A 25,483-nucleotide genomic window follows, 5' to 3' on the forward strand; every position below is an offset into this window, starting at 1 on the left:
CTGTGCACGCCTGACGGCGCATTTACAATTACTTCACCCCTAATGGGGTGTCTTTGCAAGCTATAGAAAGGTTAGAGGCGCGGTGCCGCCTATGAGGTTTTGGCGATGCCGATCTCAGCCCGGCCGGTGATCGAAATGCCCGGTTTCGGCTTTGGTTCGGGTTTGACCGGCTCTCCATCGACCCCGCAAGCGGCCAGCGTGGCGAGCGTTATCAGCGCAATAACCTGTTTCATGCCAGTTTGTCCTTCCATCTTGCCACCTGTTTGCGCACCTCGGAGGGCGCGGTGCCGCCGTAGCTGGTGCGTGATGCGACCGAGTTTTGCACACCCAGCACATCAAAGACATCCTTTGTTATCTTTGCGTGGACACCGGTCATGTCGGCGAGCGACAGTTCGGGCAGGTCGCAGCCTTTGTCCTCGGCCAGCTTGACGATGGCGCCGGTGACGTGGTGGGCCTCGCGGAACGGCATATCAAGTGTGCGCACCAGCCAATCGGCCAGATCGGTGGCCGTGGAGAAGCCGGACGACGCCGCTTGTTCGAGATTTGGCTGGTTTGCGGTCATGTCGGTGACCATGCCAGTCATCGCCGCCAAGGCCAGCATCAGGTTGTCGGCAGCATCAAAAGTTTGTTCCTTATCCTCCTGCATGTCCTTGGAATAGGTCAGGGGCAGGCCCTTCATCACCATCATCAGCGCGGTGTTTGCGCCATAGATGCGGGCGATTTTGGCACGGATCAGCTCGGCCGCGTCCGGGTTCTTCTTTTGCGGCATGATCGACGAGCCGGTGGAGAAACGGTCTGAGAGCGTGACAAAGCGGAACTGGGCTGAGGACCAGATGACGAGTTCTTCGGCAAACCGGCTCAGGTGCATGGCGCAGATCGAGGCCGCGTTGAGGAAATCGAGCGCGAAATCGCGGTCGGAGACGGCGTCGAGCGAGTTGGCCGACGGGCGGTCGAAGCCAAGGGCCTGGGCCGTGGCATCACGGTCGATGTTGAAGGAGGTGCCTGCAAGTGCCGCCGCGCCGAGCGGGCTTTCATTCATCCGCGCGCGCGCGTCAGCGAAGCGCGACGCGTCGCGGCCCAGCATTTCGACATAGGCCAGCATGTGGTGACCCCATGTGACGGGTTGCGCAGTTTGAAGGTGGGTGAAGCCGGGCATGACCCAATCGGCCCCGGCCTCGGCCTGGGCCAAGAAGGCCAGTTGCAGGGCCTTGATGGCGTCTAGCGTGGCATCCATCTGGTCGCGGACCCAAAGCTTGAAATCGGTGGCGACCTGATCGTTGCGCGACCGCGCAGTGTGGAGCCGGCCTGCCGGTTCGCCGACGATTTCTTTCAGGCGGCTTTCGACGTTCATGTGGATGTCTTCCAGCGCCGAGGAAAAGGCGAAGTTTCCTGTCTCGATCTCTGACAACACCGTGAGGAGGCCTTCACGGATGGCCTCCGCGTCGTTATCCGTCAGGATACCTTGTGCGGCGAGCATGGCGGCATGGGCACGGGAGCCCTCGATATCCTGGCGGGCCATGCGCTGGTCGAACCCGATGGAGGCGTTGATCGCCTCCATGATGGCGTCTGGACCGGCGGCGAAACGGCCGCCCCACATGGTGTTGGATTTTGCGTCAGTCATATCGGCTGGCCTAGCTGGAGAAAGTGGCAAATGCGTCTTGTTCGTTTGATGGTCCTATACGCGGGGCTGGCCTTGCTGGGCAACCCCGCCGGTGCCGATGTTGGCAAGCTGATGTCGTTGGCCACCGGCGAGTTGGGCCGCATCCAGTTTCATGCCGAGCCGCGCGCGGTTGCCGCGTCAGGCTTTTTGGATGCCAACGGGGGCCAGGCCTCTTTGGCCGACTACCGAGGCAAATACGTGCTGTTGAACTTCTGGGCGTTGTGGTGCGCGCCTTGTGTGAAGGAAATGCCTGCTTTGAATGCGCTGGACGGCGCGATTGGCGGCAATTTCGAAGTGGTGACCTTGGCCACGGGGCGCAACGCGCGGCCTGCGGTTGACGTGTTTTTTGCCGACAAGAAGCTGGACAACCTGCCCAAGCTCTTTGACCCCAAGATGCAGGTGGCCCGCGACGTGGGCGCACTTGGCTTGCCGGTGACGCTGTTTATCGACCCGGAGGGGCGTGAAGTGGCGCGGGCCACGGGCGATTTTGAATGGGACAGCCCCGAGGCGCAGAAGCTGATCACGGCGTGGATTTCAGGCTGATTGAGCGGCTGCGCCGCGCTTGATGTTTTGCGTTCTTGGGGGAGCTTCGCTCCCCCGCCACGCGGGCATCCCCCATGAGCATATTTTTAGCAGAAAGAAGCGGTTTAGGGTTTTGCCCTGACCACCTGCAGCAGCGCCATCAGTTGCCCCATATCGGGGCCGTGCTGCATACCAGTCAGCGCTTTTCTGAGCGGCATGAAGAGACCACGACCCTTGCGACCGGTCTTTTCCTTCACCGCCGCTGTCCAGTCTGACCAGCTCGTTTCTGTGAAAGGCATCTCGGGCAGCAAAGTCAGCGCCTCGGCCACAAAGTCCTTGTCTTCGTCATCGATCACCGGATCCGCGCCGTTGGCGCAGAGGTCGGCCCATTGTTTGATGTCGTGCCGGGTGGTGATGTTTTCGCGCGCGACAGTCCAGAAGGCCTCTTGTTTGTCTGCCGGAATGTTGAGCGTGTCCAGGTCCGCCTTGACCGCCGCAACCGGCTGCGCGTGCAGGTGCTTTGCAGACAGCGGATACAGATCATCCACGTCAAATTTCGTGGGCGCGGAGCCGAAGCGGTTCAGATCGAAACCTTCTACCAGCTCGTCCACGCTGCCGCGCAGTTCGATCGGGTCGGAGGATCCGATGCGCGCGAGGTGGCTGAGTAGGGCGAGCGGCTCCACGCCGCTGTCGCGCAGGTCACGCAAGGCGAGGGTGCCGAGGCGTTTCGATAGCGCCTCGCCATGCGGGCCGGTGAGCAGCGAGTGGTGTGCAAAGGCGGGCACTGTACCGCCCAGCGCTTCAATGATCTGGATTTGCGTCGCGGTGTTGGTGACGTGGTCGGACCCGCGGACCACATGGGTGATGCCCATATCCGTGTCATCGACCACCGAGGCGATGGTGTAGAGCACCTGCCCGTCGCCGCGGATCAGCACGGGGTCTGAGACAGAGGCCGCATCAATTGAGATGTCACCCAGGATGCCGTCAGTCCAGTTGATGCGCGCGTGGTCCAGCTTGAAGCGCCAAACGCCATTGCCGCGATCCGCACGGAAGGCGTCCCTTTCGGCGTCGGTCAACTCCAAGGCGGCGCGGTCATAGACCGGCGGCTTACCCATGTTGAGCTGCTTCTTGCGCTTCAGATCCAGTTCGACCGGCGTTTCCCATGCCTCATAAAAACGGCCGATGGCGCGTAGCTTATCCGCGGCGTCGGCATAGCGGTCGAGGCGGGAGGATTGCGTTTCCACCCGGTCCCATTCAATCCCCAGCCATTCCAGGTCCTGCTTGATCGCGTCGGCGTATTCCGGCTTGGAGCGTTCCGGGTCGGTGTCATCGAGGCGCAGGATGAATTGCCCGCCGGATTTGCGCGCAATCAGGAAGTTGAACAGCGCGGTACGCAGGTTGCCGACATGCAGATAGCCGGTGGGCGAGGGGGCGAAGCGGGTGACGGTCATGGCGGATACTGTCCTTTGGCGGGTTGCGGGCGGTGAAGCACAGCGCGCGGCAATTGTCCATATCCAGAGCGGTCATGCGAAACGTTGCGAATTTTATGGAAATCGTGCCGGGCGTGTGCCGGCAATGAGACGCGGCGAAATCATTTATTAGGGAAGGCATGGTGTTTTGCAGCCGCGAGGGAATGCCGTAGTGCAGTTAGGACCGCAGAAGATGATCCCGATAATTGAGAATGTGACCACTATCGAGTCGGTCATGGATCTGTTCGACCAACCCATGTTCCTGCTGGACGTACACGGGGAGCGGGACTTCGCGTTTCGCCAACTTAACCGCTGCCATTTGCGGACCACCGGCCTGAGTGACCACCTGATATACGGAAAACGCCCGCATGAGGTGCTGCCCACCCGCCTGGCTGACACCGTGGTGACGAATTACGAAGCCTGCCGCGCCTCTGGCGCTGCCTATAGCTATGAAGAAAATATCGAATTGCCGGCGGGCGCACGATGGTGGCAGACCAGCCTGTCGCCGGTGAAAGACAAAAGCGGGACAGTGATTCAGATCATCGGCCTTGCGATCGACATTACCGAGCGCAAAGAAGCAAATTTTGCGGCCTCCGAAAAGCTGTCGGACATGACCCGACTGAATGAGGACCTGCAAGTTTTCGCGGCCAGCACCGCCCATGACATGCGGGGGCCGTTTCAGACGATGGTGGCGTTATTGGACCTTGTCATGGACGGGTTCGTCGACCTTGGGGACGAAAAGGCCGACCAGCTGCACCTGTGTTCCGAGATCGCGCAAGATGCGATCCGAAATATGGGCGGCATTCTGGATGTAGCCGCCCGGTTGCAGGTAAACGAAAATCCGTTGGAGATGACCGACATCCACCACGTTGCATCCGACATTGCGGCCCTTCTGGACCCCCATCAACGCCTGTCCATCGACCTTCCGCGCGGAAGGTTCGAGACCGACCGCGTGGCGCTACAGATGGTCTTGCGCAACGTGATGGAGAACGCCGTGCGATATGCCGACACCAAGGTCAGCGTGGAAGTGGAGCCGGACAGCTCCGGCCAAGTAAGTATTATTGTATCTGATGACGGTGTCGGGCGCGCCCCTGGGGTGCGCAGCGATGGCTCGCCCGTTCTTCCTGATCCAAAGTCTGCTCGTTCCGAATTCGGGTTGAACTCCGCGCTGGCCATGGTGCTCTCCCGCGGGGGGGCGTTTGTGCAGACCCAGTGCCCCTTTCCCACCGGTGCCTCGATAAAGGTCACCTTGCCGGGAAAGTCCCCGGCCAACGTTGAGGTTGGCGGGCGGAACCAAATCGGAAAGGGGATCATGATCATGCCGGCAATGGCGCAGGTCGCGGCAGGCGGCTGGGGCCGGTATCGCTACGTCTGAAGCCGGTGGGCCGCGCGCGGCTAGAGCTTGCCGCTACCGGCGAATGTCTCCCACCCGAACTTGACGTATTCGCTCCGGAAGGAATGGCCGCCCTCGAACATGCAGAAGTTCAGGATGTCACCTGCGGGGTTGCTGCGATCCTTGCAGGCGAGCCGTTCCGTGTTGCGCGTGGCGGACGGGCCGAAGCCGCCATAGGCGGCATACATGTCCAGCGCCTCCATCACGTCGCCCTGATGCGTGTCGGCGATAGGCCGGCCGGCGAGCGGGACTGTCGGGTCATCGTCGCCATGGATGTGGATCACATTCGCCACGGGACCAGCGCATTCGGCGGGGGCCTCCAGCCAAAACGTACCTGAGATGGGGACGAAGCCCGCGAACATGTCTGGCCGGTGGCAGGCCATGTTCCAGGTCATCATCCCGCCCGCGCTGAAGCCGGTCATCATCATGCGGTCCGTGTCGATGGCAAACCGGCTGCTGGCATCGGCGATGACCGCGTCCATGTAGTTGAACTCCACCGACCCGTCGACGTCCTTGCGGCGTGGCGAATTGGGCAGCACCCAATCATCGGACGCGGATTTCACGGCGATCAGCGCCAGCCCCATGTCTGAGACCATGCGGCGCAAATTTTGGTTGCGCATGATGCCGCGGGCTGAGCCGCGATAGCCATGGGCGAAGACGATAGCGCCCACTGCTGTGGTCCCGTCATGGCCGTCTGGCATGGCGATACGGTAATGGCGCTCACCCAGCGCGCAGTCCGTGTCTGGCCCACAGGAGAGGGCGGGTGTGGCAAGAAGGGACGCAAAAATTATTGAAATGAGGCGCATGGAAAACTCCGATCAGGACCGACCCGGGCAGAGTGACGAAGCGGCTCTGCCGATACAAATCACATGCGCGTGGGGCAAATCCCTTGGAAAGGGATTTGAAAAGAATTTTTCTTCAAAATTCTTCGCCCCTCAGCTTTCGTCGCGCCAGCGGTTCACAATCGGGTAGCGCCGGTCCAGCCAGAAGGCGCGGCGGGTTAGCCGTGCGCCGGGGGCGGATTGGAAGCGTTTGTATTCAGAGATGTAGATCAGGTGCTCGATCTTCTTGACCACAGCGCGGTCGTGCCCGGCGGCCACGACTTCGGCCACGGATTGTTCCCGGTCGACCAACCGGTCCAGAATGTCGTCCAGCACCTCGTAGGGCGGCAGCGAATCCTCGTCCTTCTGGTCAGGCCGCAACTCAGCCGAGGGCGGCTTGTCGATGATCCGCTGCGGAATGACCACGCCCGAGGGCCCTGCCATCCAGTCGCGGTGATTGGCATTGCGCCAGCGGCAGGTTTCAAACACCCGCATCTTGTAGAGGTCCTTGATCGGGTTGTAGCCGCCCGACATGTCGCCGTAGATAGTCGCGTAGCCCACCGCGACCTCGGATTTGTTGCCGGTGGTCAGCAGCATTTCCCCGAACTTGTTGGACAGCGCCATCAACATCACGCCGCGCAGGCGGGACTGGATGTTTTCCTCGGTCACGTCGGCTTCGGTTCCGGCCATCAGGGGCGCAAGCGCCTCGGTCACGGCGGCGCGGGGGCCGGAAATTGGGACGGTGTCGATGCGGGTGCCCAGCAATTTTGCGCATTCCGACGCGTCTTCCAGCGAATGCTCTGACGTGTATTCCGACGGGAGCATTACGCAGCGCACATTCTCCGCGCCCAGCGCGTCCACGGCAATCGTGGCGGTTAATGCGGAATCGATGCCGCCCGACATGCCCAGAAGCACCTTCTTGAAGCCTGTTTTGCGCATGTAGTCACGCAGGGCCTCAACCATGGTGCGGTAATCCTGCTCCCAATCGTCGGGCAATTTGGCCATCTCGCCCGGCACCGCACGCCAACCCTGATCCGTTTCCTGAAAATCGACATGCGAGATCACCTCGTCATAGACCGGAAGCTGCACCGCCAGTTCGCCGCCCGGGTTCAGCACGAAGGACCCGCCATTGAACACCTGATCATCCTGCCCGCCGACCATGTTGAGATAGACCAGCGGCAGGCCCGTTTCGACCACGCGGGACACCATGTGGCTCATACGGATGTCCAGCTTACCCCGGAAATAGGGGGAACCATTGGGCACGATCAGAATTTGTGCCCCGGATTCGGCCAGCGTTTCAGACACGTCTTCATGCCACGCGTCCTCGCAAATCGGCGTGCCGATGCGCAACGGGTCGATGGCGTAAGGGCCTTGGACCGGGCCGCGCTCAAACAGGCGCTTTTCGTCGAAGACGTTAAAATTCGGCAGCTCATGCTTCAGAATGCGGGTCTGCACCTTGCCGTCCTTCAGGATCGAATAGGCATTGTACAGCTTGCCGTCGATCACCACCGGATGGCCGATGCCCATGGCAGGACCGTCGGCGGTTTCCAAAGCCAGCTCGTCCACCACCCGGGTGGCATGGGCGGTGAAGGCGGGTTTCATCACCAAATCTTGAGCCTGATAGCCGGTGATAAACATCTCCGGCAGGGCCAGCATGTTGGCCCCGGCCTCTTTGGCCTTGGTCCAAGCGGCGCGGGCTTTGTCGGCATTGCCCACGAAGTCGCCCACCGTGGGGTTCAGCTGCGCAATTGTCAGGCGGAAGGTGTTGGTCATGAGCGTCTTTCGCATCCGTTTGAGCACGTTCTAGCAGACCATGGCCCAAGGGAAAGGGGCAGCGCCCGCGCGGCTTGTCACAGGGGCGGGGCTCGACTAGGCTTTTTACGCTGCGATAGGGAATCTGGGGGACCGTCCGTGCGATCTACTGTGCAATTGAAACTTTCAGCCGCTGCCTTGGCCTTGGCTCTGGCCTCACCGGCTTTTGGCCCTGCGTTCGCGCAAGACAGCGGCACCAAGCAATATGACGATGGCGGCATCTACACGGGCGCCTTCAAAGAGGGCAAACGGCACGGGCAGGGTACTTACACACTGCCAAACGGCTACGAGTACAGCGGCAACTGGGTGGATGGAGAAATTCGCGGACAGGGTACCGCGCGCTTCCCCAACGGCTCGCTTTATGAGGGGCAGTTTGCGGCCGGAAAACCCGACGGGTTCGGCAAGATCATCTTCGCCGATGGCGGCACGTATGAAGGCGACTGGGCCGACGGCAAGATCAACGGGCGCGGCATCGCCAGCTACGCCAACGGTGCGCGTTATGAGGGCGAGTTTCGCAACGCCGCCCAACACGGCACCGGCGTGTTGGTCAGCCCCAACGGCTACCGCTACGAAGGCCAGTGGGTTGACGGTGTCAAGGAAGGCCGCGGCAAGATCAGCTACCCCGATGGCGCGGAATATGAAGGCACGCTGAAGGACGGGCGACGCGACGGCGACGGCAGCCTGGTGATGACCGACGGCATGACCTATGTCGGCCAGTGGAAAGACGGCCAGATTGACGGCACCGGAACGCTGACCCAATCCAACGGCGACGTCTACACCGGCACGCTGAAGGCGGGCCTGCGCGAGGGCAAGGGCCGCATGGCTTACGCCAATGGCGACGTCTATGAAGGCGACTTCATGGGGGATGCGCGCAACGGCAAGGGCACGTTCACCGGCACAGACGGGTTTGGCTACACCGGCGACTGGGTGAACGGGCTATTTGAGGGCCAAGGCATCGTCACCTACCCGGACGGGTCGGTTTATGAGGGCGCGCTGCGCGCCGACCTGGCCGATGGCAAAGGCAAGATCACCTATCCCGACCAATCCACCTACGAGGGCGACTGGGCCAAGGGCGTGATCGAGGGCTCCGGCACAGCCCGCTACGCCAATGGGCTGGTCTATGAGGGCCAGTTTGAAAACGCGCTGATCTCGGGGCAGGGGACAATGACCTATCCTGATGGCTACGTATATGAAGGCGCGTGGGTCGCGGGAAAACGCGAAGGACAGGGCCGGGCCACCTATGCGGACGGCTCGGTCTATGAAGGTGAATTTGCCGCCGGGCAACGGTCAGGACAGGGCAACTTTAGCCGCGAGGACGGCTTCGCCTACACCGGCACCTGGGCCAATGGCCAGATTGACGGCGCGGGGCAGGCCACCTACCCGACGGGCGACGTCTACATTGGATCCTTCAAGAACGGCAAACGCCATGGCGAAGGCGAAATGCGCTACGCGGACGGCGAAGTATCAAGCGGCGAATGGGAAGAAGGGCGGCTAACCAAGTCCGACGCACCTCTTGAGGACGAAGGGTCAGGCGAGGCCGGCACCGACAGCAACTAAACCGCTTCGCCAGCGTCCAGCCTGGCGAGCCAGTCCCGTGCCTCAGACAGCACGGTATCCTTGCGGCCGTTCTCCATCCGGTCCCATGTGCGGTACATATTGCCCATGCGGGGATTGTTCGCGAACCGGTCTCGATGCCGGATCAGGAAATCCCAGTAGAGCAGGTTGAACGGGCAAGCGTGCGGCCCGGTTTTGTCTTTCACCTTGTATTCGCAGGTTTTGCAGTGGTCCGACATTTTGGCGATGTAATTGCCGGATGATATGTAGGGTTTGGACCCGACGATGCCGCCATCCGCAAATTGCGACATGCCGATGACATTGGGGGCCTCCACCCATTCATAGGCGTCGGCGTAGACCGCGAGGTACCATTCGTGCACCTCGTATGGGTCAACGCCGGCCAGCAGCGCGAAATTGCCGGTGACCATCAGCCGCTGGATGTGATGCGCGTAGGCCTCGGTCTTGGTTTGGGCCACGGCCTTTGACACGCAGTTCATCTTGGTATTAGCCCCCCAAAAGAAGGCGGGCAGCTTGCGGGCGTGCTTCAGCACGTTTCGATTGGTGTAGCCGGGGCCTTCGAGGAAGTAGATGCCCCGCATATATTCGCGCCAACCGATGACCTGGCGGATGAAACCTTCGACCGCGTTGAGCGGCGCGTGATTGTCTTTGTAGGCCTGTTCGACCTGGGCACAGACGTCGAGAGGGTCGAGGAGGCCCGCGTTGATGTAGAGGCTGATGACGGAGTGATAAAGGAACTTTTCCTCATTCATCATGGCGTCCTGATAGTCGCCGAAATGGGGAAGGGCGTATGTGATCCAATGGGTCAACGCGCGTTGCGCTTGTTCCGCATCTGTGGCGAACCAGAAGGGATGGAGGGCACCAAAGTTTTGGGAAAACTTTGGCTCCAAAAACTCGAGGAGTTTTTGCGTCCCTTCATCAGGCGTGAACTGCATGGGGCCAGCGTGGTTGACCGCCTTGGGCGCGGATTTGCGGTTGTCGTGGTCGAAATTCCATTTCTCGCCCACCGGTTTGTCACCGTCCATCAACAGGCCGGTCTTGCGGCGCATGTCACGGTAGAACCACTCCATCCGCAACTCCTTGCGGCCCTCGGCCCAACTCTCGAACTCGGCATGGGAGGCGATGAAGCGGGTGTCTTGGAGTTGGGTGACTTTCAGTGGAAGATCATTCAAAGCCTCGATCAACCGCCATTCGCCGGGCTCTGTTGCGATGACTTGCTTGGCGCCATGTTCCTCGGCGCGGCGGATCAGCTCGCCGGTGATGGAGCCGGTGTTTTCCGGGTCATCGAGCGTCGTGTAGGCGACATGCCTGCCATCCGCGATCAGCTTGGCCGCGAATTTGCGCATGGCGGCGAAGATGAAGGCGATCTTTTTGGGGTGGTGCGGGACATAGGATGCCTCATCTGCGACCTCGGCCATGACGATCACATCGTCTTTTGCGGCGTGCTCAAGCGCGGAAAGGGTCGGGGTCAGCTGGTCGCCGAGGACCAGAACGAGATTTACCATGGGATTGGTTTACCTGCGTAATCAAAAAAGCCGCCCGTCTGGTCGGTCGTCAGCCCGCCCATGACGGTGATCAGGCTTTGCGCCGCTTCCGAGGCTGGCACTGTTTTGTGGTGGCCCGCATATTTGACTGTGAACGGCGTTTCCACCGTGCCCGGATGCAGCGCCACGCAAATGGCCTGCTTATGCGTGCGGTTCAGCTCAATCGCCGCCCCGCGTATCAGCTGGTTCAGCGCGGCTTTGGCGGCACGGTAGCTATGCCATCCGCCGATCCGGTTGTCGCCGATGGATCCCACACGCGCCGACAACGCCGCGAACACCGCGCGGCGGTCGTTTGGCAGGTACGGCAGCGCGTGTTTGAGGATCAGAGCGGGGCCGATTGCGTTGGTGAGGTACTGGTTTGTCAACGCTTCGGCGGTGAGGGATTTGATCGTTTTCTCCGGCTCATGGCCGTCGATCACCAAGGCACCGGTGGCCACCAAGACAGTGTCGAATTGGCCGTCGAGCTTTGCGAAGGCTTTGGCGATGCTGGCCTCGTTCGTGATGTCGAGACCGTGCGCGCTGCGCGACAGGGTGACAGTCTCGCCGTGCAGCGCTTGCGCGACCGCGCTGCCGATGCCGCCGGACGCGCCGATGATGAGGTGTCTGTTCATGTGGGAGAAGTATGGCGATGCGCGTCTCGGTCAACCTTATTGAGCGGCTGCGCCGCGCGCGATGTTTTGCGCTCTTTGAGGGATTTCATCCCTCAGCCGCGCGGGCAAACTCCCTGAGGATATTTATGAACATGGAAAGGGGTTTTCATTTTTGCGTTGGATTGTATGATCGCTCTCATGTTGATGGTTAGAAACACCCTGCTGCTACTGCTTCTTAGCCTGCGCTGAGCGTGCCTTTCGGCGCGTGCCGCTCAGCAGGACCAGCGCCGGACAACATTTTCCAAAGCTAAGAGACCAGACCCATGACAGATAGCAACCGCGTTGTGATTTTTGACACGACTTTGCGTGACGGCGAGCAATCGCCCGGCGCCACCATGAGCCATTCCGAGAAGCTGGAAATTGCGGGGCTTCTGGATGATATGGGCGTTGATATCATTGAAGCCGGATTTCCGATTGCCTCCGAGGGCGATTTCGAGGCGGTGAAAGCGATTTCCGAGCAAGCTCAAACGGCGGTGATTTGCGGATTGGCACGCGCCAACCTCAAGGATATCGACCGCTGCTGGGAGGCCGTGAAACATGCGCAGAGGCCGCGCATTCACACCTTTATCGGCACCTCCGAGCTGCACCGCGCCATCCCAAACCTGACGATGGACGAGATGGCGGACAAGATCCACGAGACCGTCACCCATGCCCGCAACCTATGCGACAACGTGCAATGGTCGCCCATGGACGCGACGCGCACGGAATGGGATTACCTGTGCCGCGTGGTCGAGATTGCGATCAAGGCGGGGGCGACCACGATCAACATTCCAGATACCGTGGGCTACACCGCGCCAAATGAAAGCGCGGATTTGATCCGGCGGCTGATCGAGACCGTGCCGGGTGGCGACGAGGTGGTGTTTGCCACGCATTGTCACAATGATCTGGGCATGGCGACGGCGAATTCGTTGGCCGCCGTGGAAGGCGGCGCGCGCCAGATCGAGTGCACGATCAACGGGCTGGGCGAACGGGCCGGCAACACCGCTTTGGAAGAGGTCGTGATGGCCATGAAGGTGCGCCATGACATCATCCCGTTTCACACCGGGATCGACAGCACCAAGCTGATGAATATCTCGCGCCGCGTGGCCTCGGTGTCGGGCTTTGCGGTGCAGTTCAACAAGGCGATTGTCGGCAAGAACGCATTTGCGCATGAAAGCGGCATCCATCAGGACGGCATGTTGAAAAACGCCGAGACGTTCGAGATCATGCGCCCCGAAGATGTGGGCCTGACCGAGACGAATTTGGTGATGGGCAAGCATTCGGGGCGCGCGGCGCTGCGGTCCAAATTGGCCGAGCTTGGCTACGAGCTGGGCGACAACCAGCTGAAGGACGTGTTTGTGCGCTTCAAGGCCTTGGCCGACCAGAAGAAGGAAGTCTATGACGACGACCTGATCGCGCTGATGCAGGCGGGGTCAGATGTGGAGGATCGCATCAAGCTGACCGCATTGAAAGTCTCCTGCGGCATGGGGTTGGAGAAATCAGCCGAGATGATGTTGAGCGTTGACGGTGTTGAAAATTCAATGACCGCGACGGGGGACGGGCCCGTAGATGCGGCGTTTAATGCCGTCAAAGCGTTGTTCCCACATGGCGCGCGGCTGCAGGTGTACCAGGTGGCGGCCGTCACCGAAGGCACCGACGCCCAGGCGACCGTGTCGGTGCGGCTGGAGGAAGACGGCAAGATTGCCACCGGCCAGTCGGCGGATGTGGACACGGTCGTTGCATCCGTGAAGGCCTATGTGGACGCGCTGAACCGGCTGTTGGTGCGGCGCTCCAAGGTCGGAGGCGACGTGGCCGAGGTATCCTACAAAGACGTCAGCTGAACCCACCACCCACGGCGCCCCTGACCGCGCGATTTGGCGCAATGGGGTATTTCCGTTATGCTGCCCCCATGTCGTCACCATGGTGGTGACCCTGCCTTGGGGAAGGCCATGTCGGAAACAGAGGACGCCGTGGGCGTGCTAAATGAGGTCTACGCCGCCGCCGAAGGGCAAGGCAGCTGGTCTGACAGCCTTGCCGGGCTGGCTGACTGGGTCGGGTACGAGGCGGCGACTTTTGAAGTACACAACCTGCGCACCGGCCAGATGTTGGACATTGTGTCGGCGCGCGTCGACCCGGAAGATATGGCGGAATACGCCCGCGACTTTTCCTCGGACAACCCCCGCGTGAACTACCTCAAACAGGGGCAGACCCGCATCTCCTTTGACCATCTGTTCATCAGCGAAACCGAGATGGACCGGCACGTGTTCTACGCGGATTTTTTGCGACCTAAGCAGTTAAAATATTTTGTTTCTGTCGAAACCCCTCTGGTGGATGGGGAGGTCAGAATGGCCATGGCATTGCAGCGTTCCGGTCGGGTGAGCGGGGTGGACGAACATGCAATACGGCGGCTGGCCACGATCGAGCCGCATCTGACCCGCGCGATGCGGCTATATTGGGGGCGGATGAAGGCCCGGATCGACGCGGACGCATTCCCAAGGCGGCTGAAGGCGCTTGGCCTGACGGTGTCAGAGCAGCAGCTGGCCCTGTCATTCGCCGCGGGCGAAAGCCTGTCGGATTTTGCCCGCCGTAAGGGGGTGACCATGAATACGGTCTACACGCATTACCGACGGGTGAAGGAGAAGCTGGATTGCCGCGACAAGGCCGGCCTTTCGGCCCGTTTGGTGCATATGGCCAACGGCTATCTCAGCTAAAGACCGCATTCAATGACGCGCATTCCGCTTCGGTGCCATAGGGCGCGTTGAGGACAAACATGCCCGACCCGATCATGCCATGGCCTGCGCGCACAGGTGGGAAGCGCACCTCATGGCGGAGCGCGCCGGCGAATTTCCCCTGCTCCAGCTGGCTGACCATTGGCCCATGCGCGTCCGAGGTGAGCAAAGGATACCAAAGCGCGATGACCCCGACGTTCCATTTTTTATTCAGCTTGGCGATCTGTGCGGGGATGGTGTCGTAGTCGGACTTCACCTCATAGCTGGGGTCGATCAGCAATAACCCGCGGCGCGGCTCGGGCGGGGCGACTTTGTGGGCCATCTCAAACCCGTCCTGGTTATGACACCTGGCCTTGTGCAGCATGGTGTTGGACAGCGCCGCATATTCCTGCGGATGCAGCTCAGCCAGATGCAGCCGGTCGCCTTTTCTCAGAAGTGTCGAGGCGAGCAGCGGCGAGCCTGGGTAGGCGCGGGGGCCATGCTCGGCGCGGATCGCCCGAAGCGCCTGAACATAGGGGTGATCGGCGTCGAATTTGGAGCCTAACTCGGTGATGCCCGCTTCGGCCTCCCCCGTCTTTTGTGCCTCTGCCGCGTCAAGCTGATAAAGGCCGCGGCCTGAATGGGTTTCGAGGTAGCTCAGCGGTTTGTCCTTGCGCGTCAGGTAGCGCAGCATCGACGCCAGCAGCGCGTGTTTATGGACGTCGGCCGGGTTTCCGGCGTGGTAGATATGTTGGTAGGACAGCATGGCGACTGCATAGCGCAGCCCCGGCTGGCGGAATAGCGCCTTTTGCTGCGCGCGCTCTCTTTATCCTGCCGCCGGGCTTTCCTATAAGGGCTGACAAGCCTGCCGACGCTTGAGTCGCCGGGACAATTGTCTATCGAGTGGGAACACCTCTATGTCCATCCTTTCCGGCCTGTTTTCGTCCGACATGGCGATCGACCTCGGCACTGCCAACACACTGGTCTACGTCAAGGGCCGGGGCGTGGTGCTGAACGAGCCTTCGGTGGTGGCCTACCACACCAAAGCGGGGCGCAAGGAGGTGCTGGCCGTGGGCGAGGACGCAAAGCTGATGCTGGGCCGTACACCGGGCAGCATTGAGGCGATCCGCCCGATGCGCGAAGGCGTGATTGCCGATTTTGACACTGCAGAAGAGATGATCAAGCATTTCATCCGCAAGGTGCATAAGCGGTCCACCTTCACCAAGCCCAAGATCATTGTTTGTGTGCCCCATGGCGCGACACCCGTTGAAAAGCGCGCCATTCGCCAATCTGTTTTGGGCGCGGGCGCGCGCAAGGCGGGGCTGATTGCAGAACCGATTGCAGCGGCCATCGGGGCTGGCATGCCGATCACTGACCCGACCGGCAACATGGTTGTCGACATTGGCGGCGGGACCACCGAAGTGGCCGTTCTGTCGCTGGGCGACATTGTCTACGCTCGGTCGGTCCGCGTTGGTGGTGACCGCATGGACGAGGCACTGGTCAGCTACCTGCGTCGCCATCACAACATTCTGGTCGGCGAAAGCACGGCGGAGCGGATCAAGACCTCCATCGGCACCGCGCGGATGCCCGATGACGGGCGCGGCTCGTCGATGCAAATTCGGGGCCGCGACCTGTTGAACGGCGTGCCGAAAGAGACCGAGATCAATCAGGCCCAGGTGGCAGAGGCGCTTGCCGAGCCGGTGCAGCAAATCTGCGAAGCGGTGATGACCGCGCTGGAAGCCACCCCGCCAGACTTGGCGGCGGATATCGTGGATCGGGGCGTCATGCTGACGGGCGGCGGCGCGTTGCTGGGCGAGTTGGATTTGGCGCTGCGCGAGCAGACCGGGCTGGCCATTTCGGTGGCCGATGAAAGCCTCAACTGCGTGGCATTGGGGACCGGCAAGGCGCTTGAATACGAAAAGCAGCTGCGCCACGTGATTGACTATGAAAGCTAATCGCGACGCGCGATGCGAAAGTTGATCTGCGTTTCGCGCGGATTGGTTTAGTGTGACCCTGCAACAGCGGGATGAAGTGGTTTGGCACGGGAAAGACGCGGACAGGAGGATTACGGGCGGCCCGTCAGACGTGTTCTGATCGGGGTGCTGGTGGTCGCGCTATTGACCGTTTTCGGCATCTGGCGCATCGACAACCCCCGCGTTGAGCGTTTCCGCGCCGCCATGGTCGACAAGATCGTGCCCTCCTTCGACTGGGCGTTGGTGCCGGTCACCCGGGTCTCCCGCATGGTGGATGACTTCCAAAGCTACAGCCGGATTTATGAGCAAAACCAAGAGCTTCGCCGCGAGTTACAGCAGCTGAAGTCGTGGCGAGAGGCCGCATTGCAGTTGGAACAGGAGAATGCGCGACTGCTAGATCTCAATAAGGTGCGGTTGAACGCGAATCTGACCTACGTGACCGGCGTGGTACTGACGGATAATGGCTCCCCTTTCCGCCGGTCGGTGCTGCTCAATGTCGGCGCACGTGACGGGGTGCAGGATGGCTGGGCCACGATGGACGGGCTGGGGTTGGTCGGCCGAATCTCCGGCGTCGGGGACCGCACCTCCCGCGTGATCCTGTTGACCGACAGCAACAGCCGGGTACCGGTCAATATTCAGCCCTCGGGGCAAAAGGCGCTTTTGGTGGGGGACAACACGCTTGCCCCGCCGGTGGACATTGCCGACAACCTCGAAGACGTGCGCCCTGGCGACCGCGTCGTGACCAGCGGCGACGGCAAGGTGTTCCCGGCCGATGTGCTGGTGGGCCAGATCGCGCAAGGTCCCAACGGGCGTCTGCGGGTGAAGCTGGCGGCGGATTACGGGCGGCTGGAGTTTCTGCGCGTCCTACGCAACCCGGAGGCACCCGCCATTGCCTCCACCGGGAACCTGATCGCACCGGACGAAATTCCGGTCAGCGAGGCACCAACCGAGACAGCCACGGGGGAGGCCAGCGATGGTTGACCCGATCACCACCCGCCGCTTCCTGTTTCGCTGCCTGCTTCTGGTGCTCTGCGCGGTGATCATCTTCGTGCAGATGCTGCCGTTGTCGACCATTCCAGGCGGCATCCCCGGCCCGGACCTGCTGTTCTGCCTGACGGCCGTGTGGATCATGCGCCGCCCCCGCTGGGCGCCCGTGGCCCTTATCGTGCTGGTGCATCTGGTCGCCGATATCTTGTTCCTGCGCCCTATCGGCCTGTGGCCCGCGATCACTTTGGTCGGTTATGAATACCTGCGTCGAAAGGCGGGCGGTTCCACAGAAATCTCACCGCCCCTGGAGCTGGGCATAAGCGTTGCCACATTCGCGGCACTTGTGGCCACCAATGCGTTGTTGCAATTCATCTTCGGCATCCCGCAACCGACCATTGGGGTGCTGCTGCTGCATGTCATCATGACGGCTCTTGCCTACCCGTTTGTGATTGCGTTCTCTCACTATGTCGCGCGGGTGCGCCGCGCCAAGCCAACGGACCTGGACGGATCGGGGATTGCGATTTGAGACGTTCGCCCAAAGATACCGAGGAAGGCGCAAATATCGTCAGCCGCCGCGGGCTGATCCTTGGGGGCGGCATGGTGGCGTTTGCCGCGGTGCTGGGAACCCGAATGCGCCAATTGCAGGTCAACGAGGCGGATCAATTCCGGCTGCTGGCCGAGGAAAACCGCATCAACATCCGGCTGCTGCCGCCCGCCCGCGGCCAAATCTTTGACCGCAACGGGCTGCTGATCGCGGGCAATGAACAGAATTACCGCGTCACCATCATTCGCGACGAGGTGGACGACCCCGAAAAGGCGCTCGATGATCTCAGCCGCCTGATCCCGCTGTCGCGCGAAGACATAGACCGTACGCTGGAGGAGATGAACCGCCGGTCTCGGCTGGTGCCAGTGACCGTCGCGGACCGGCTTAGTTGGGAAGATGTCAGCCAGGTGGCCGTCAACGCCCCCGCGCTGCCGGGCATCGCGCCGGAGTTCGGGCTGAGCCGCTTCTACCCGCGCGCCGAGGATTTCGCCCATATCGTGGGCTATGTTGGCCCGGTGTCCGACTATGACCTGTCGCGCATCCAGAACCCCGACCCGGTTTTGCAAATCCCGAAATTTCAGCTCGGCAAGACCGGGGTGGAAAACAAGCTGGAAGGCGCGTTGCGCGGCAAGGCCGGGACCAAGCGGGTCGAGGTGAACGCCGTGGGCCGCGTGATGCGCGAGCTTGGCCGGGACGAGGCCGCCAAGGGCGAGACCGTGCAGCTGACCATCGACACCAAGCTGCAGAACTTTGTGCAAGCGCGGCTGGCGGGCGAAAGTGCCGCCGCTGTGGTCATTGACGTCACAAATGGCGATCTGGTCGCGATCGGGTCCGCCCCGGCCTTCGACCCCAACAAATTTGTGCGCGGCATCTCGGTCGCGGATTATTCTGGTTTGACGGAAAACAAGTACCGCCCGCTGGCCAACAAGGCGGTGCAAGGCACTTACCCGCCGGGGTCCACCTTCAAGATGGTCACCGCGCTTGCGGGGCTGGAAGCGGGCGAGATCGACACCGAAGAACGCATCCGCTGCGGCGGTTTCACCGAGCTGGCCAACCGCCGCTTCCACTGCTGGAAACGCGGCGGGCACGGGCGGATGAACCTGCGCGACTCGCTGAAACAGTCTTGCGACGTCTACTATTACGAGCTGTCCCAGAAGGTGGGCATCGAGCGCATCACCGCCATGGCGCGGCGTCTTGGCCTTGGGGAACGACACAATGTACCGATGTCCGCCGTGGCGCAGGGTTTGACCCCGACAAAGGCCTGGAAGGCCGAAAACCGCGGCGCGGACTGGGTGATAGGCGACAGCCTGAACGCGGCCATCGGGCAAGGATTTGTGCTGGCCTCGCCTCTGCAACTGGCAGTCATGACGGCGCGACTGGCAACTGGCCGCGCGGTTGAACCCCGCCTTGTGCGCGCGGTCAATGACAAGGAAACCCCATCCGGCGCGGGGGAGCCGCTGGGCCTGTCCAAAGCGATGTTGGATGCGGTGCGCGACGGCATGTTCGCGGTCAGCAATGAAAGCCGTGGCACCGCCTACGGCACGCGCATCGCCGACAAGGAAAAGCGGATGGCGGGCAAGACCGGCACCAGCCAGGTGCGCAACATCACGGCCGCCGAGCGTCGCGCCGGAGTGACCCGCAACGAGGACCTGCCATGGGAACGTCGCGACCACGCGCTGTTTGTGGGTTTCGCGCCGTTTGATAACCCCAAATACGCAATCTCTGTTGTCGTGGAACATGGCGGCGGCGGCTCTGCTGCGGCGGCACCCATTGCGCGTGACATCATGTTGGCGGCCCAATTTGGTGGCGTCCCGCCCCTGTCTGCTTACCCCTCGTCGCAGCGCGGCCGCATCGACAGCGCGTTGAAAGAGCTGCAGCTGAATGATCCCGCCGACGGGCCAAGGCGCGCGGCCGAGACATGAGTTATCTTGAGTATAACCTGAAGTCTGTCCCGGCTGGTCCTGGCAAGTTGTTGCACCTGAATTGGGCGATCATCCTGCTTTTGACGGCTATTGCGAGCGTCGGATTCCTGATGCTGTACTCGGTGGCGGGTGGGTCGATGACCCCGTGGGTCGAGCCGCAGATGAAGCGCTTTGCCGTCGGGCTGCTGCTGATGTTTACCATCGCTTTGGTGCCCACCTGGTTTTTGCGAAACACTGCCGGCTTGGCCTATGCAGTGTGCGTGGTTCTTCTGTTGGGGGTCGAGTTCTTTGGGGCCACCGGCAAGGGCGCGCAGCGTTGGATTGATCTGGGTTTCATGCGGCTGCAGCCCTCCGAGCTGACCAAGATCACGCTGATCTTGTTCCTGGCCTCCTACTATGACTGGCTGGATGTGAAGAAGACCTCCCGCCCGCTTTGGGTGGCGGTGCCGGTGCTGATCATTGCCATCCCGACCTACCTGACGCTGCGCCAGCCCGATCTGGGCACAGCTTTGCTGCTGGTGTTTGGTGGTGGCGGGCTGATGTTTTTGGCGGGGGTCAGCTGGATGTATTTTGCCGCCGTCATTGGTGCGGGCGTCGGCGTCGTGGCGGCTGTGTTTCAGTCGCGCGGGACCGATTGGCAGCTGCTGAAGGACTACCAGTATCGTCGGATTGACACGTTTCTGGACCCGGCCTCCGACCCGCTGGGGGCGGGCTACCACATCACCCAATCCAAGATTGCCTTGGGGTCCGGCGGCTGGACAGGGCGTGGCTACATGCAAGGCACCCAGTCGCGGTTGAACTTCCTGCCGGAGAAGCATACCGACTTCATCTTTACCACTTTGGCTGAAGAGTTTGGCTTTGTGGGCGGCATATCGCTACTGGCGCTTTACGTGCTGGTGTTGGTGTTCTGCGTCGTCTCGGCACTGGGCAATAAGGACCGGTTCGCCTCGCTGGTGACGCTGGGCGTTGCTCTGACCTTCTTTTTGTTCTTTGCCGTCAACATGTCGATGGTGATGGGTTTGGCCCCCGTTGTGGGCGTGCCGCTGCCATTGGTCAGCTATGGCGGGTCGGCCATGCTGGTCTTGATGTTGGCTTTCGGTCTGGTCCAAAGCGCCCATGTCCACCGCCCGAGGTAGCCCATGACACAGATTCTGTTCACTGCCGGCGCGGAGCGCTGGGCCCAGTATGAAGCGCCTCTGCGTGCTGCGCTAGACGCGACGGAGTTGAATTACACGCTGGGCACCGATTTGCCTGCGCAGAAGGTCGACTACCTCGTTTATGCGCCCGGCGGGCCGGTCTCCGATTTCACACCCTTCACCCGCGCCAAGGCGGTGCTGGGGCTGTGGGCAGGTGTCGAAAGCATTGTTACCAACGAGACCCTGACCCAACCGCTTTGCCGCATGGTGGATGACGGGCTGACGGACGGGATGGTCGAATGGGTCACCGGCCATGTGATGCGCCACCATCTGGGCATGGATACACATATCCATGGGCAGGACGGTCATTGGCGCGGCGGCATCGTGCCGCCGCTGGCGCGCGGTCGCAAGGTCTGCATGCTGGGGCTTGGTGCCCTGGGGGCGGCCTGCGCTCAGCAGCTGGTCTCTTTGAAGTTTGATGTGCATGGCTGGGCGCGATCGGCAAAAACAGTGGAGGGCGTGACCTGTCACGAAGGTGAGGCCGGGCTGGATCAGGCCCTCTCCGCCGCGGAATTTGTCGTGCTGTTGTTGCCCGACACGGCAGCGACGCAGAATGTGTTGAACGCGCGCACGCTTGGGTTGTTGAAAAGAGGGGCATTTGTGGTGAACCCCGGCCGCGGCCCATTGATCGACGATGAGGCCTTGCTGGCGGCATTGGACACGGGCCAGCTTGCCCATGCGACGCTGGACGTGTTCCGCGAAGAGCCATTACCTGCCGACCATCCTTTCTGGCCTCATCCCGGCGTGACCGTCACGCCGCATATCGCGTCAGAAACCCGGCCTGAGACTGCGAGCGCGGTGATCGCCGACAATATCCGCCGGGGCGAGGCGGGGTTGGAGCTGCTGCACCTCGTGGACCGGGCGGCAGGATACTGAATTGTGCGCCTTTGGCGCGCATGATGCTTTTGCGTTCGCCACGCAGGCTTGGGGGCTCTGCCCCATCGTCGCTGACGCTCCTCCCCCCGGGATATTTCCCGAACATGGAAAGGATTAGGTGAGTTTGGGTGGCTTGCCAGGATCCATGCCGGGAGGGCTTGGGGTCGTTGGCTGCTCTGGCTCCGGCAGGTCGAACCGCAGCCCGACTTTGGCGAGGCTGGCCGACATCGGATTGGAGGCCGCGAAAAACGCAACATCGAGCATGCCAGCATCAATGCCCGAGAAGATCAGTGCCTCGTTCACGGCGCGCGCAAGCGCAGATTCTGCGCCGGGCATCGGATCGAGGAAGGCCAGCATGTGAGACTGCGCGCCGCCTGTGTAGCGCACTGAGCAGAGATAGGCCGTGCGGGCGAGACCGCCTGCCAGGGCCAGCTTGATGTCCAACCCGGTGACCAGCGCCTCCGGCAGGCTTGCAGGTGGCAGAAGCTCCTCGGGTGTGGCCTCCACGTTCGACGGCGCGTTGCCAAGCGTGTCGTTGAGCCAGCCGATCGCATCCTGTGGCAGCACAATGGAGGAGGGGGCGACCTCGAGATTCAGGCCAAGGCCAAGATCTTGTGCGCTGAGCATGGCGACCAAGGCGCGACCTGACAGCGCCGCATAGGGTGCGGCGCCGGCAAATTCGGCCAGCCGTTCTTCGCGGTCGAACGCCAACACCAGCGTTGCGTCATCCATGGGAAAAACGCGCGGGGTGATCTGGTCGCCCTCTGGCGGGCGGTCGAGCAGAAGGAACAGTTCGGCATCGGCAAGGCGTTCATAGAACCTCAGGCGGTCGGTGTCGGACCTGTCCATCGCAGCATGGGCCTGATCGAGGGGTGTCTCAAGCGCTGTCATTTCAGTGCGTCTTTCACGGCTGATTTGAGGGCAGGAAGGGTGTCCGCCTCGAACCACGGGTGGCGTTTCATCCATGCGGTATTGCGCCAGGACGGATGCGGCAAGGGGAAAATGGCGGGCGCGTGGGTGCGCCAATCCTTGACGGTGTCAGTGACGGAGGCCTTGCCTCCCAGATGCCATTTCTGCGCGTAGCCGCCGACCAGCAAGGTCAGCCGCACATCGGCAAGCGCCTCGGCAATTGGTGCGCGCCATGTCTTGGCGCAGATCGGCGGCGGCGGCAGATCGGAACCTTTGGCGTCATAGCCCGGAAAACAGAATGCCATCGGCACGATGGCCATGCGGGTTCGGTCGTAAAACAGGTTCTCGTCCACCCCCATCCACGCGCGCAGCCGGTCGCCCGATGGATCGGTAAAGGGCTTGCCGCTGTCATGCACCCGCGCGCCGGGGGCCTGGCCCGCGATCAGGATGCGCGCGCCCGCGTCGAACCAGACAACCGGGCGCGGGCTATGGGCGGTATGTGTGGCGGCAAACCTGTCGGCGCAAATGGTGCAGGCGGCGAGGTTGGATTTTAGGGATGCCAAGGTCATGGCCTTGACCCTAACGGGCAGCAGCGCAGAGAAAAGGGGGGTTGCACATAATTTTATATTTTTATAATTATAGAATCATGAAAGCATTTGACACCCGCTCCCTGTCCCTCGTTGAAGCCGCTAGCGCCTATGCCGCCTTGGGGTCCGAGCAACGCCTTGCCCTGCTGCGGCACCTGACCCGTGCAGGCGAGCCCGGCATGACCATCGGCGCATTGGGGCAGGCCACGGGTATTGCGGGTGCGAACCTGACCCATCACCTTAAAATCCTGACCCAGGCGGGGTTGATCAAGCAGGTCAAGCAAGGCCGGTCCGTCATTTGCGCGGCGGCGGACTATGCGACGTTCAAACGTCTAAACGACTTCTTGATGGCGGAGTGCTGCGCGGACTTGCCTGAAGGCCACAACCATGGCTGACCTGACGCAAACCCCGGCCTCATTCGCGTGGTGGCGCAACCTGCCAAAGGCGTGGCTGGTCATCGCCGCGATCCCGCTGGCCTTGGCCGCGTTCGATCCCGCGCAATTGTGGCCAACACTTACATTCACCGCCGAGGCTTTCGGTCATACGGCCATTTTCATTGCCTTTGCTGTGCTGGCCATCGGCTATCTGAAAGCCAGCGGTGCGGAGGCCGTCGTGGCCAAGGCCTTTCAGGGTCGCGAGGTGCGGATGATCTTTCTGGCGGCGGTTCTGGGCGGTGTGTCGCCCTTTTGCTCCTGCGAGGTGATCCCGTTTATCGCCGCATTGCTGGTGGCCGGCGCGCCTCTCTCTGCCGTGATGGCGTTCTGGCTGGCCTCCCCCTTGATGGATCCGGCGATGTTTTTGATCACTTCGGGCACTTTGGGGTTCGAGTTTGCCTTGGCCAAGACTCTCTCCGCCATCGGGTTGGGGTTGTTTGGCGGATTTATGGTCAAAGCCTTTGCTGCAACACCTGTATTTGTTGATCCGCTGAGGCCCGCCTCTGCTGGCGGCGGCTGCGGCTGCGGATCGCCATTCAAAGGCGCGCCCGTCTGGAGATTTTGGAGCGAAGAGCCGCGCCGCGCTGTGTTCAAAGAGACGAGTTTGGAAAATGCGTTGTTTCTCGGCAAATGGCTGCTGCTGGCCTACCTGCTGGAGAGCCTGATGCTGACATACGTGCCCGCCGACTGGATCGGCACGTTTTTGGGCGGCAACGGGATCGGGCCGATTGTACTGGGGGCATTGGTTGGGGCGCCGGCCTATCTGAACGGCTACGCCGCCGTACCGCTGGTAGACGCGCTACTGGCCCAAGGCATGAGCAACGGCGCTGCGATGTCGTTCATGCTGGCGGGCGGCGTCAGTTGCATCCCTGCCGCCGTGGCGGTTTGGGCGCTGGTCAAGCCGCGCGTGTTCAGTGCCTATTTGGGGTTTGCCTTTGTGGGATCCGTCATTGCTGGTTTGATCTGGAACGTCGTGGCCTAAGCGAGCCGGGTGTTGTAGTCGCTGACCAGCAGGTGAGTGGGCGCCACGTCTTCCTCGATTTCCGAGAACCGGCCTATAGGCGCGCGGAAGATGTTGTCGGTCTCATCGTCGTTGACGGTGGAGACCTCCCCGATCAGGACATCGCCGCCTTCCCCCCAGAAGGCATGCCAATCCCCCGGCATCAACGTCAGGCTTTCGCCAGGGCCGAATTTCAGTTTCTCGCCAGCCTCGAAGGGCCGCGCCACCCCGTCGCACATCACCACACCGCCGCGATCCTCGGCAAAGTTGCCCTCGTCGTCGGACCCGTACAGCTCCACCACCATTGTGGCACCGCCCCGATTGATGATGTCTTCGGCCTTGATGACATGGGTGTGCATCGGTGACAGCTGGTCCTGCTTAGAGATCAGCAGCTTTTCGGCGTAGCACATGCCGCCGCCGCGTTGCAGGTCGGCCAGCCTGCCGTTGCGCAAGGTGAACAGGAACAGCCCCATGCGGTCAAAGTCGCCGTCGCCATAGTCGGTTACATCCCAGCCGCAGCGGGCGTCGATCAGGGCTTGGGCCTTGGAGGCGTTCGCCGCGAATTCCTGCGGAGTCCAGTAGGCAAATGGCGGCAGGGTGAAACCATGGTGGCGGATCAGCGCGTCGGCCTGGGCCATAATGTCGTTGATGCGGGAGCGTTTCATGCGGAATGGTCCGTAGCTAAGGGATCGTGTCGGGCAAAGGTGTAGCCGCGCCACGGACCGAAAGGGAAGGGCGGTCGGCCCAGAAAATATGGGATTAGGTCAGCAGCTCCAACGCCAATTGTTTCCAAATTTGGGGCAATTTGGCACCTGTTCACGCCGCGTTCATGCGTTATTTACCTCAATGGCGTTGAAATGCGGGGGCGGGGTCCGACATAATGAGGCCTTAAATGAGGGTTAACAACCAGCCATGACCCCGGCGA

At 61.7% G+C, this 25,483-nt stretch carries 24 protein-coding genes; 13 read left to right on the plus strand and 11 right to left on the minus strand.

What is annotated here, in order from left to right:
- Nucleotides 1–89: 89 nt before the first annotated feature.
- Both Q0899_RS16495 and argH read right to left on the minus strand, forming a co-directional pair.
- Entirely contained in the window at nucleotides 90–233 is a 144-nt protein-coding gene (locus tag Q0899_RS16495; RefSeq protein WP_298295812.1) for an argininosuccinate lyase, read from the minus strand.
- Entirely contained in the window at nucleotides 230–1,621 is a 1,392-nt protein-coding gene (gene argH, locus Q0899_RS16500) for an argininosuccinate lyase (RefSeq protein WP_299194206.1), read from the minus strand. The genes Q0899_RS16495 and argH overlap by 4 nt, the downstream gene beginning before the upstream one ends.
- Nucleotides 1,622–1,651: 30 nt before the next feature.
- Between argH and Q0899_RS16505 the strand changes: the two genes are divergently transcribed.
- Nucleotides 1,652–2,203, plus strand: a complete 552-nt coding sequence (locus tag Q0899_RS16505) for a TlpA disulfide reductase family protein (protein WP_298295816.1) — start codon at nucleotides 1,652–1,654, stop codon at nucleotides 2,201–2,203.
- 104 nt (nucleotides 2,204–2,307) lie between these two features.
- Here the strand turns inward: Q0899_RS16505 and gltX are convergent, their stop codons facing one another.
- Nucleotides 2,308–3,633, minus strand: coding sequence for a glutamate--tRNA ligase (gltX, locus tag Q0899_RS16510; RefSeq protein ID WP_299194209.1), 1,326 nt, complete (start codon nucleotides 3,631–3,633; stop codon nucleotides 2,308–2,310).
- Between the two features lie 211 nt (nucleotides 3,634–3,844).
- Here gltX and Q0899_RS16515 point away from each other — a divergent pair, with 211 nt between their 5' ends.
- On the plus strand, nucleotides 3,845–5,026 hold the full coding sequence (locus Q0899_RS16515) for a PAS domain-containing protein (protein ID WP_299194211.1): 1,182 nt from the start codon (nucleotides 3,845–3,847) through the stop codon (nucleotides 5,024–5,026).
- 20 nt (nucleotides 5,027–5,046) lie between these two features.
- Here the strand turns inward: Q0899_RS16515 and Q0899_RS16520 are convergent, their stop codons facing one another.
- Nucleotides 5,047–5,850: a prolyl oligopeptidase family serine peptidase gene (locus Q0899_RS16520; RefSeq protein WP_299194213.1), complete on the minus strand. Its 804-nt coding sequence runs from the start codon at nucleotides 5,848–5,850 to the stop codon at nucleotides 5,047–5,049.
- A 129-nt stretch (nucleotides 5,851–5,979) separates the two neighbouring features.
- Nucleotides 5,980–7,638, minus strand: coding sequence for an NAD+ synthase (locus Q0899_RS16525; RefSeq protein WP_299194215.1), 1,659 nt, complete (start codon nucleotides 7,636–7,638; stop codon nucleotides 5,980–5,982).
- A 156-nt stretch (nucleotides 7,639–7,794) separates the two neighbouring features.
- Between Q0899_RS16525 and Q0899_RS16530 the strand changes: the two genes are divergently transcribed.
- The gene (locus tag Q0899_RS16530; protein WP_299195398.1) at nucleotides 7,795–9,234 is read left to right on the plus strand and encodes a 2-isopropylmalate synthase; all 1,440 of its coding nucleotides are present in this window, start codon (nucleotides 7,795–7,797) and stop codon (nucleotides 9,232–9,234) included.
- Here the strand turns inward: Q0899_RS16530 and Q0899_RS16535 are convergent.
- Nucleotides 9,231–10,754: a cryptochrome/photolyase family protein gene (locus tag Q0899_RS16535; RefSeq protein ID WP_299194217.1), complete on the minus strand. Its 1,524-nt coding sequence runs from the start codon at nucleotides 10,752–10,754 to the stop codon at nucleotides 9,231–9,233. The two genes, Q0899_RS16530 and Q0899_RS16535, sit on opposite strands and share 4 nt — an antisense overlap.
- Nucleotides 10,748–11,404, minus strand: coding sequence for an SDR family NAD(P)-dependent oxidoreductase (locus tag Q0899_RS16540; RefSeq protein ID WP_299194219.1), 657 nt, complete (start codon nucleotides 11,402–11,404; stop codon nucleotides 10,748–10,750). Before Q0899_RS16540 ends, Q0899_RS16535 begins: the two co-directional genes overlap by 7 nt.
- Before the next feature lie 302 nt (nucleotides 11,405–11,706).
- Here Q0899_RS16540 and Q0899_RS16545 point away from each other — a divergent pair, with 302 nt between their 5' ends.
- Both Q0899_RS16545 and Q0899_RS16550 read left to right on the plus strand, forming a co-directional pair.
- The gene (locus Q0899_RS16545) at nucleotides 11,707–13,263 is read left to right on the plus strand and encodes a 2-isopropylmalate synthase (protein ID WP_299194221.1); all 1,557 of its coding nucleotides are present in this window, start codon (nucleotides 11,707–11,709) and stop codon (nucleotides 13,261–13,263) included.
- Nucleotides 13,264–13,371: 108 nt separating this feature from the next.
- Nucleotides 13,372–14,133, plus strand: coding sequence for a hypothetical protein (locus tag Q0899_RS16550; RefSeq protein WP_298295832.1), 762 nt, complete (start codon nucleotides 13,372–13,374; stop codon nucleotides 14,131–14,133).
- On the opposite strand, the gene rlmJ is transcribed toward Q0899_RS16550, so the two are convergent.
- Nucleotides 14,126–14,896, minus strand: coding sequence for a 23S rRNA (adenine(2030)-N(6))-methyltransferase RlmJ (gene rlmJ, locus Q0899_RS16555; protein ID WP_298360338.1), 771 nt, complete (start codon nucleotides 14,894–14,896; stop codon nucleotides 14,126–14,128). The two genes, Q0899_RS16550 and rlmJ, sit on opposite strands and share 8 nt — an antisense overlap.
- A gap of 151 nt (nucleotides 14,897–15,047) precedes the next feature.
- Between rlmJ and Q0899_RS16560 the strand changes: the two genes are divergently transcribed.
- From Q0899_RS16560 to Q0899_RS16585, 6 genes are all read left to right on the plus strand, one after another.
- A complete protein-coding gene (locus Q0899_RS16560; protein WP_298295837.1) occupies nucleotides 15,048–16,085 on the plus strand; it encodes a rod shape-determining protein in 1,038 nt (345 codons plus the stop codon).
- Between the two features lie 81 nt (nucleotides 16,086–16,166).
- Nucleotides 16,167–17,084: a rod shape-determining protein MreC gene (gene mreC, locus Q0899_RS16565; RefSeq protein ID WP_298295839.1), complete on the plus strand. Its 918-nt coding sequence runs from the start codon at nucleotides 16,167–16,169 to the stop codon at nucleotides 17,082–17,084.
- Nucleotides 17,077–17,616, plus strand: coding sequence for a hypothetical protein (locus Q0899_RS16570; protein WP_298295841.1), 540 nt, complete (start codon nucleotides 17,077–17,079; stop codon nucleotides 17,614–17,616). Before mreC ends, Q0899_RS16570 begins: the two co-directional genes overlap by 8 nt.
- Nucleotides 17,613–19,556 carry a penicillin-binding protein 2 gene (mrdA, locus tag Q0899_RS16575; RefSeq protein ID WP_299194225.1) on the plus strand — a complete coding sequence of 648 codons (1,944 nt, stop codon included), beginning with the start codon at nucleotides 17,613–17,615 and terminating at the stop codon, nucleotides 19,554–19,556. Before Q0899_RS16570 ends, mrdA begins: the two co-directional genes overlap by 4 nt.
- Nucleotides 19,553–20,692 (plus strand): rod shape-determining protein RodA, encoded by a 1,140-nt coding sequence (gene rodA / locus Q0899_RS16580; protein WP_298295845.1) that lies wholly within the window; start codon nucleotides 19,553–19,555, stop codon nucleotides 20,690–20,692. The genes mrdA and rodA overlap by 4 nt, the downstream gene beginning before the upstream one ends.
- A 3-nt stretch (nucleotides 20,693–20,695) precedes the next feature.
- Nucleotides 20,696–21,628 carry a glyoxylate/hydroxypyruvate reductase A gene (locus tag Q0899_RS16585; protein ID WP_299194227.1) on the plus strand — a complete coding sequence of 311 codons (933 nt, stop codon included), beginning with the start codon at nucleotides 20,696–20,698 and terminating at the stop codon, nucleotides 21,626–21,628.
- A gap of 114 nt (nucleotides 21,629–21,742) precedes the next feature.
- Here Q0899_RS16585 and Q0899_RS16590 read toward each other — a convergent pair whose 3' ends face one another.
- A complete protein-coding gene (locus tag Q0899_RS16590; protein ID WP_299194229.1) occupies nucleotides 21,743–22,519 on the minus strand; it encodes an SseB family protein in 777 nt (258 codons plus the stop codon).
- On the minus strand, nucleotides 22,516–23,106 hold the full coding sequence (locus Q0899_RS16595; RefSeq protein ID WP_299194232.1) for a uracil-DNA glycosylase family protein: 591 nt from the start codon (nucleotides 23,104–23,106) through the stop codon (nucleotides 22,516–22,518). Before Q0899_RS16595 ends, Q0899_RS16590 begins: the two co-directional genes overlap by 4 nt.
- Nucleotides 23,107–23,183: 77 nt before the next feature.
- Between Q0899_RS16595 and Q0899_RS16600 the strand changes: the two genes are divergently transcribed.
- Together Q0899_RS16600 and Q0899_RS16605 are read left to right on the plus strand one after the other, a co-directional pair.
- Complete coding sequence (locus tag Q0899_RS16600) at nucleotides 23,184–23,519, plus strand: metalloregulator ArsR/SmtB family transcription factor (protein WP_299194234.1); 336 nt, start codon at nucleotides 23,184–23,186, stop codon at nucleotides 23,517–23,519.
- Nucleotides 23,512–24,540, plus strand: a complete 1,029-nt coding sequence (locus tag Q0899_RS16605) for a permease (RefSeq protein WP_299194236.1) — start codon at nucleotides 23,512–23,514, stop codon at nucleotides 24,538–24,540. The genes Q0899_RS16600 and Q0899_RS16605 overlap by 8 nt, the downstream gene beginning before the upstream one ends.
- On the opposite strand, the gene Q0899_RS16610 is transcribed toward Q0899_RS16605, so the two are convergent.
- Nucleotides 24,537–25,223 (minus strand): D-lyxose/D-mannose family sugar isomerase, encoded by a 687-nt coding sequence (locus Q0899_RS16610; RefSeq protein WP_299194238.1) that lies wholly within the window; start codon nucleotides 25,221–25,223, stop codon nucleotides 24,537–24,539. The two genes, Q0899_RS16605 and Q0899_RS16610, sit on opposite strands and share 4 nt — an antisense overlap.
- Nucleotides 25,224–25,483 lie beyond the last annotated feature (260 nt).

It is taken from the genome of uncultured Litoreibacter sp., assembly GCF_947501785.1.
GTDB lineage: Bacteria > Pseudomonadota > Alphaproteobacteria > Rhodobacterales > Rhodobacteraceae > Litoreibacter.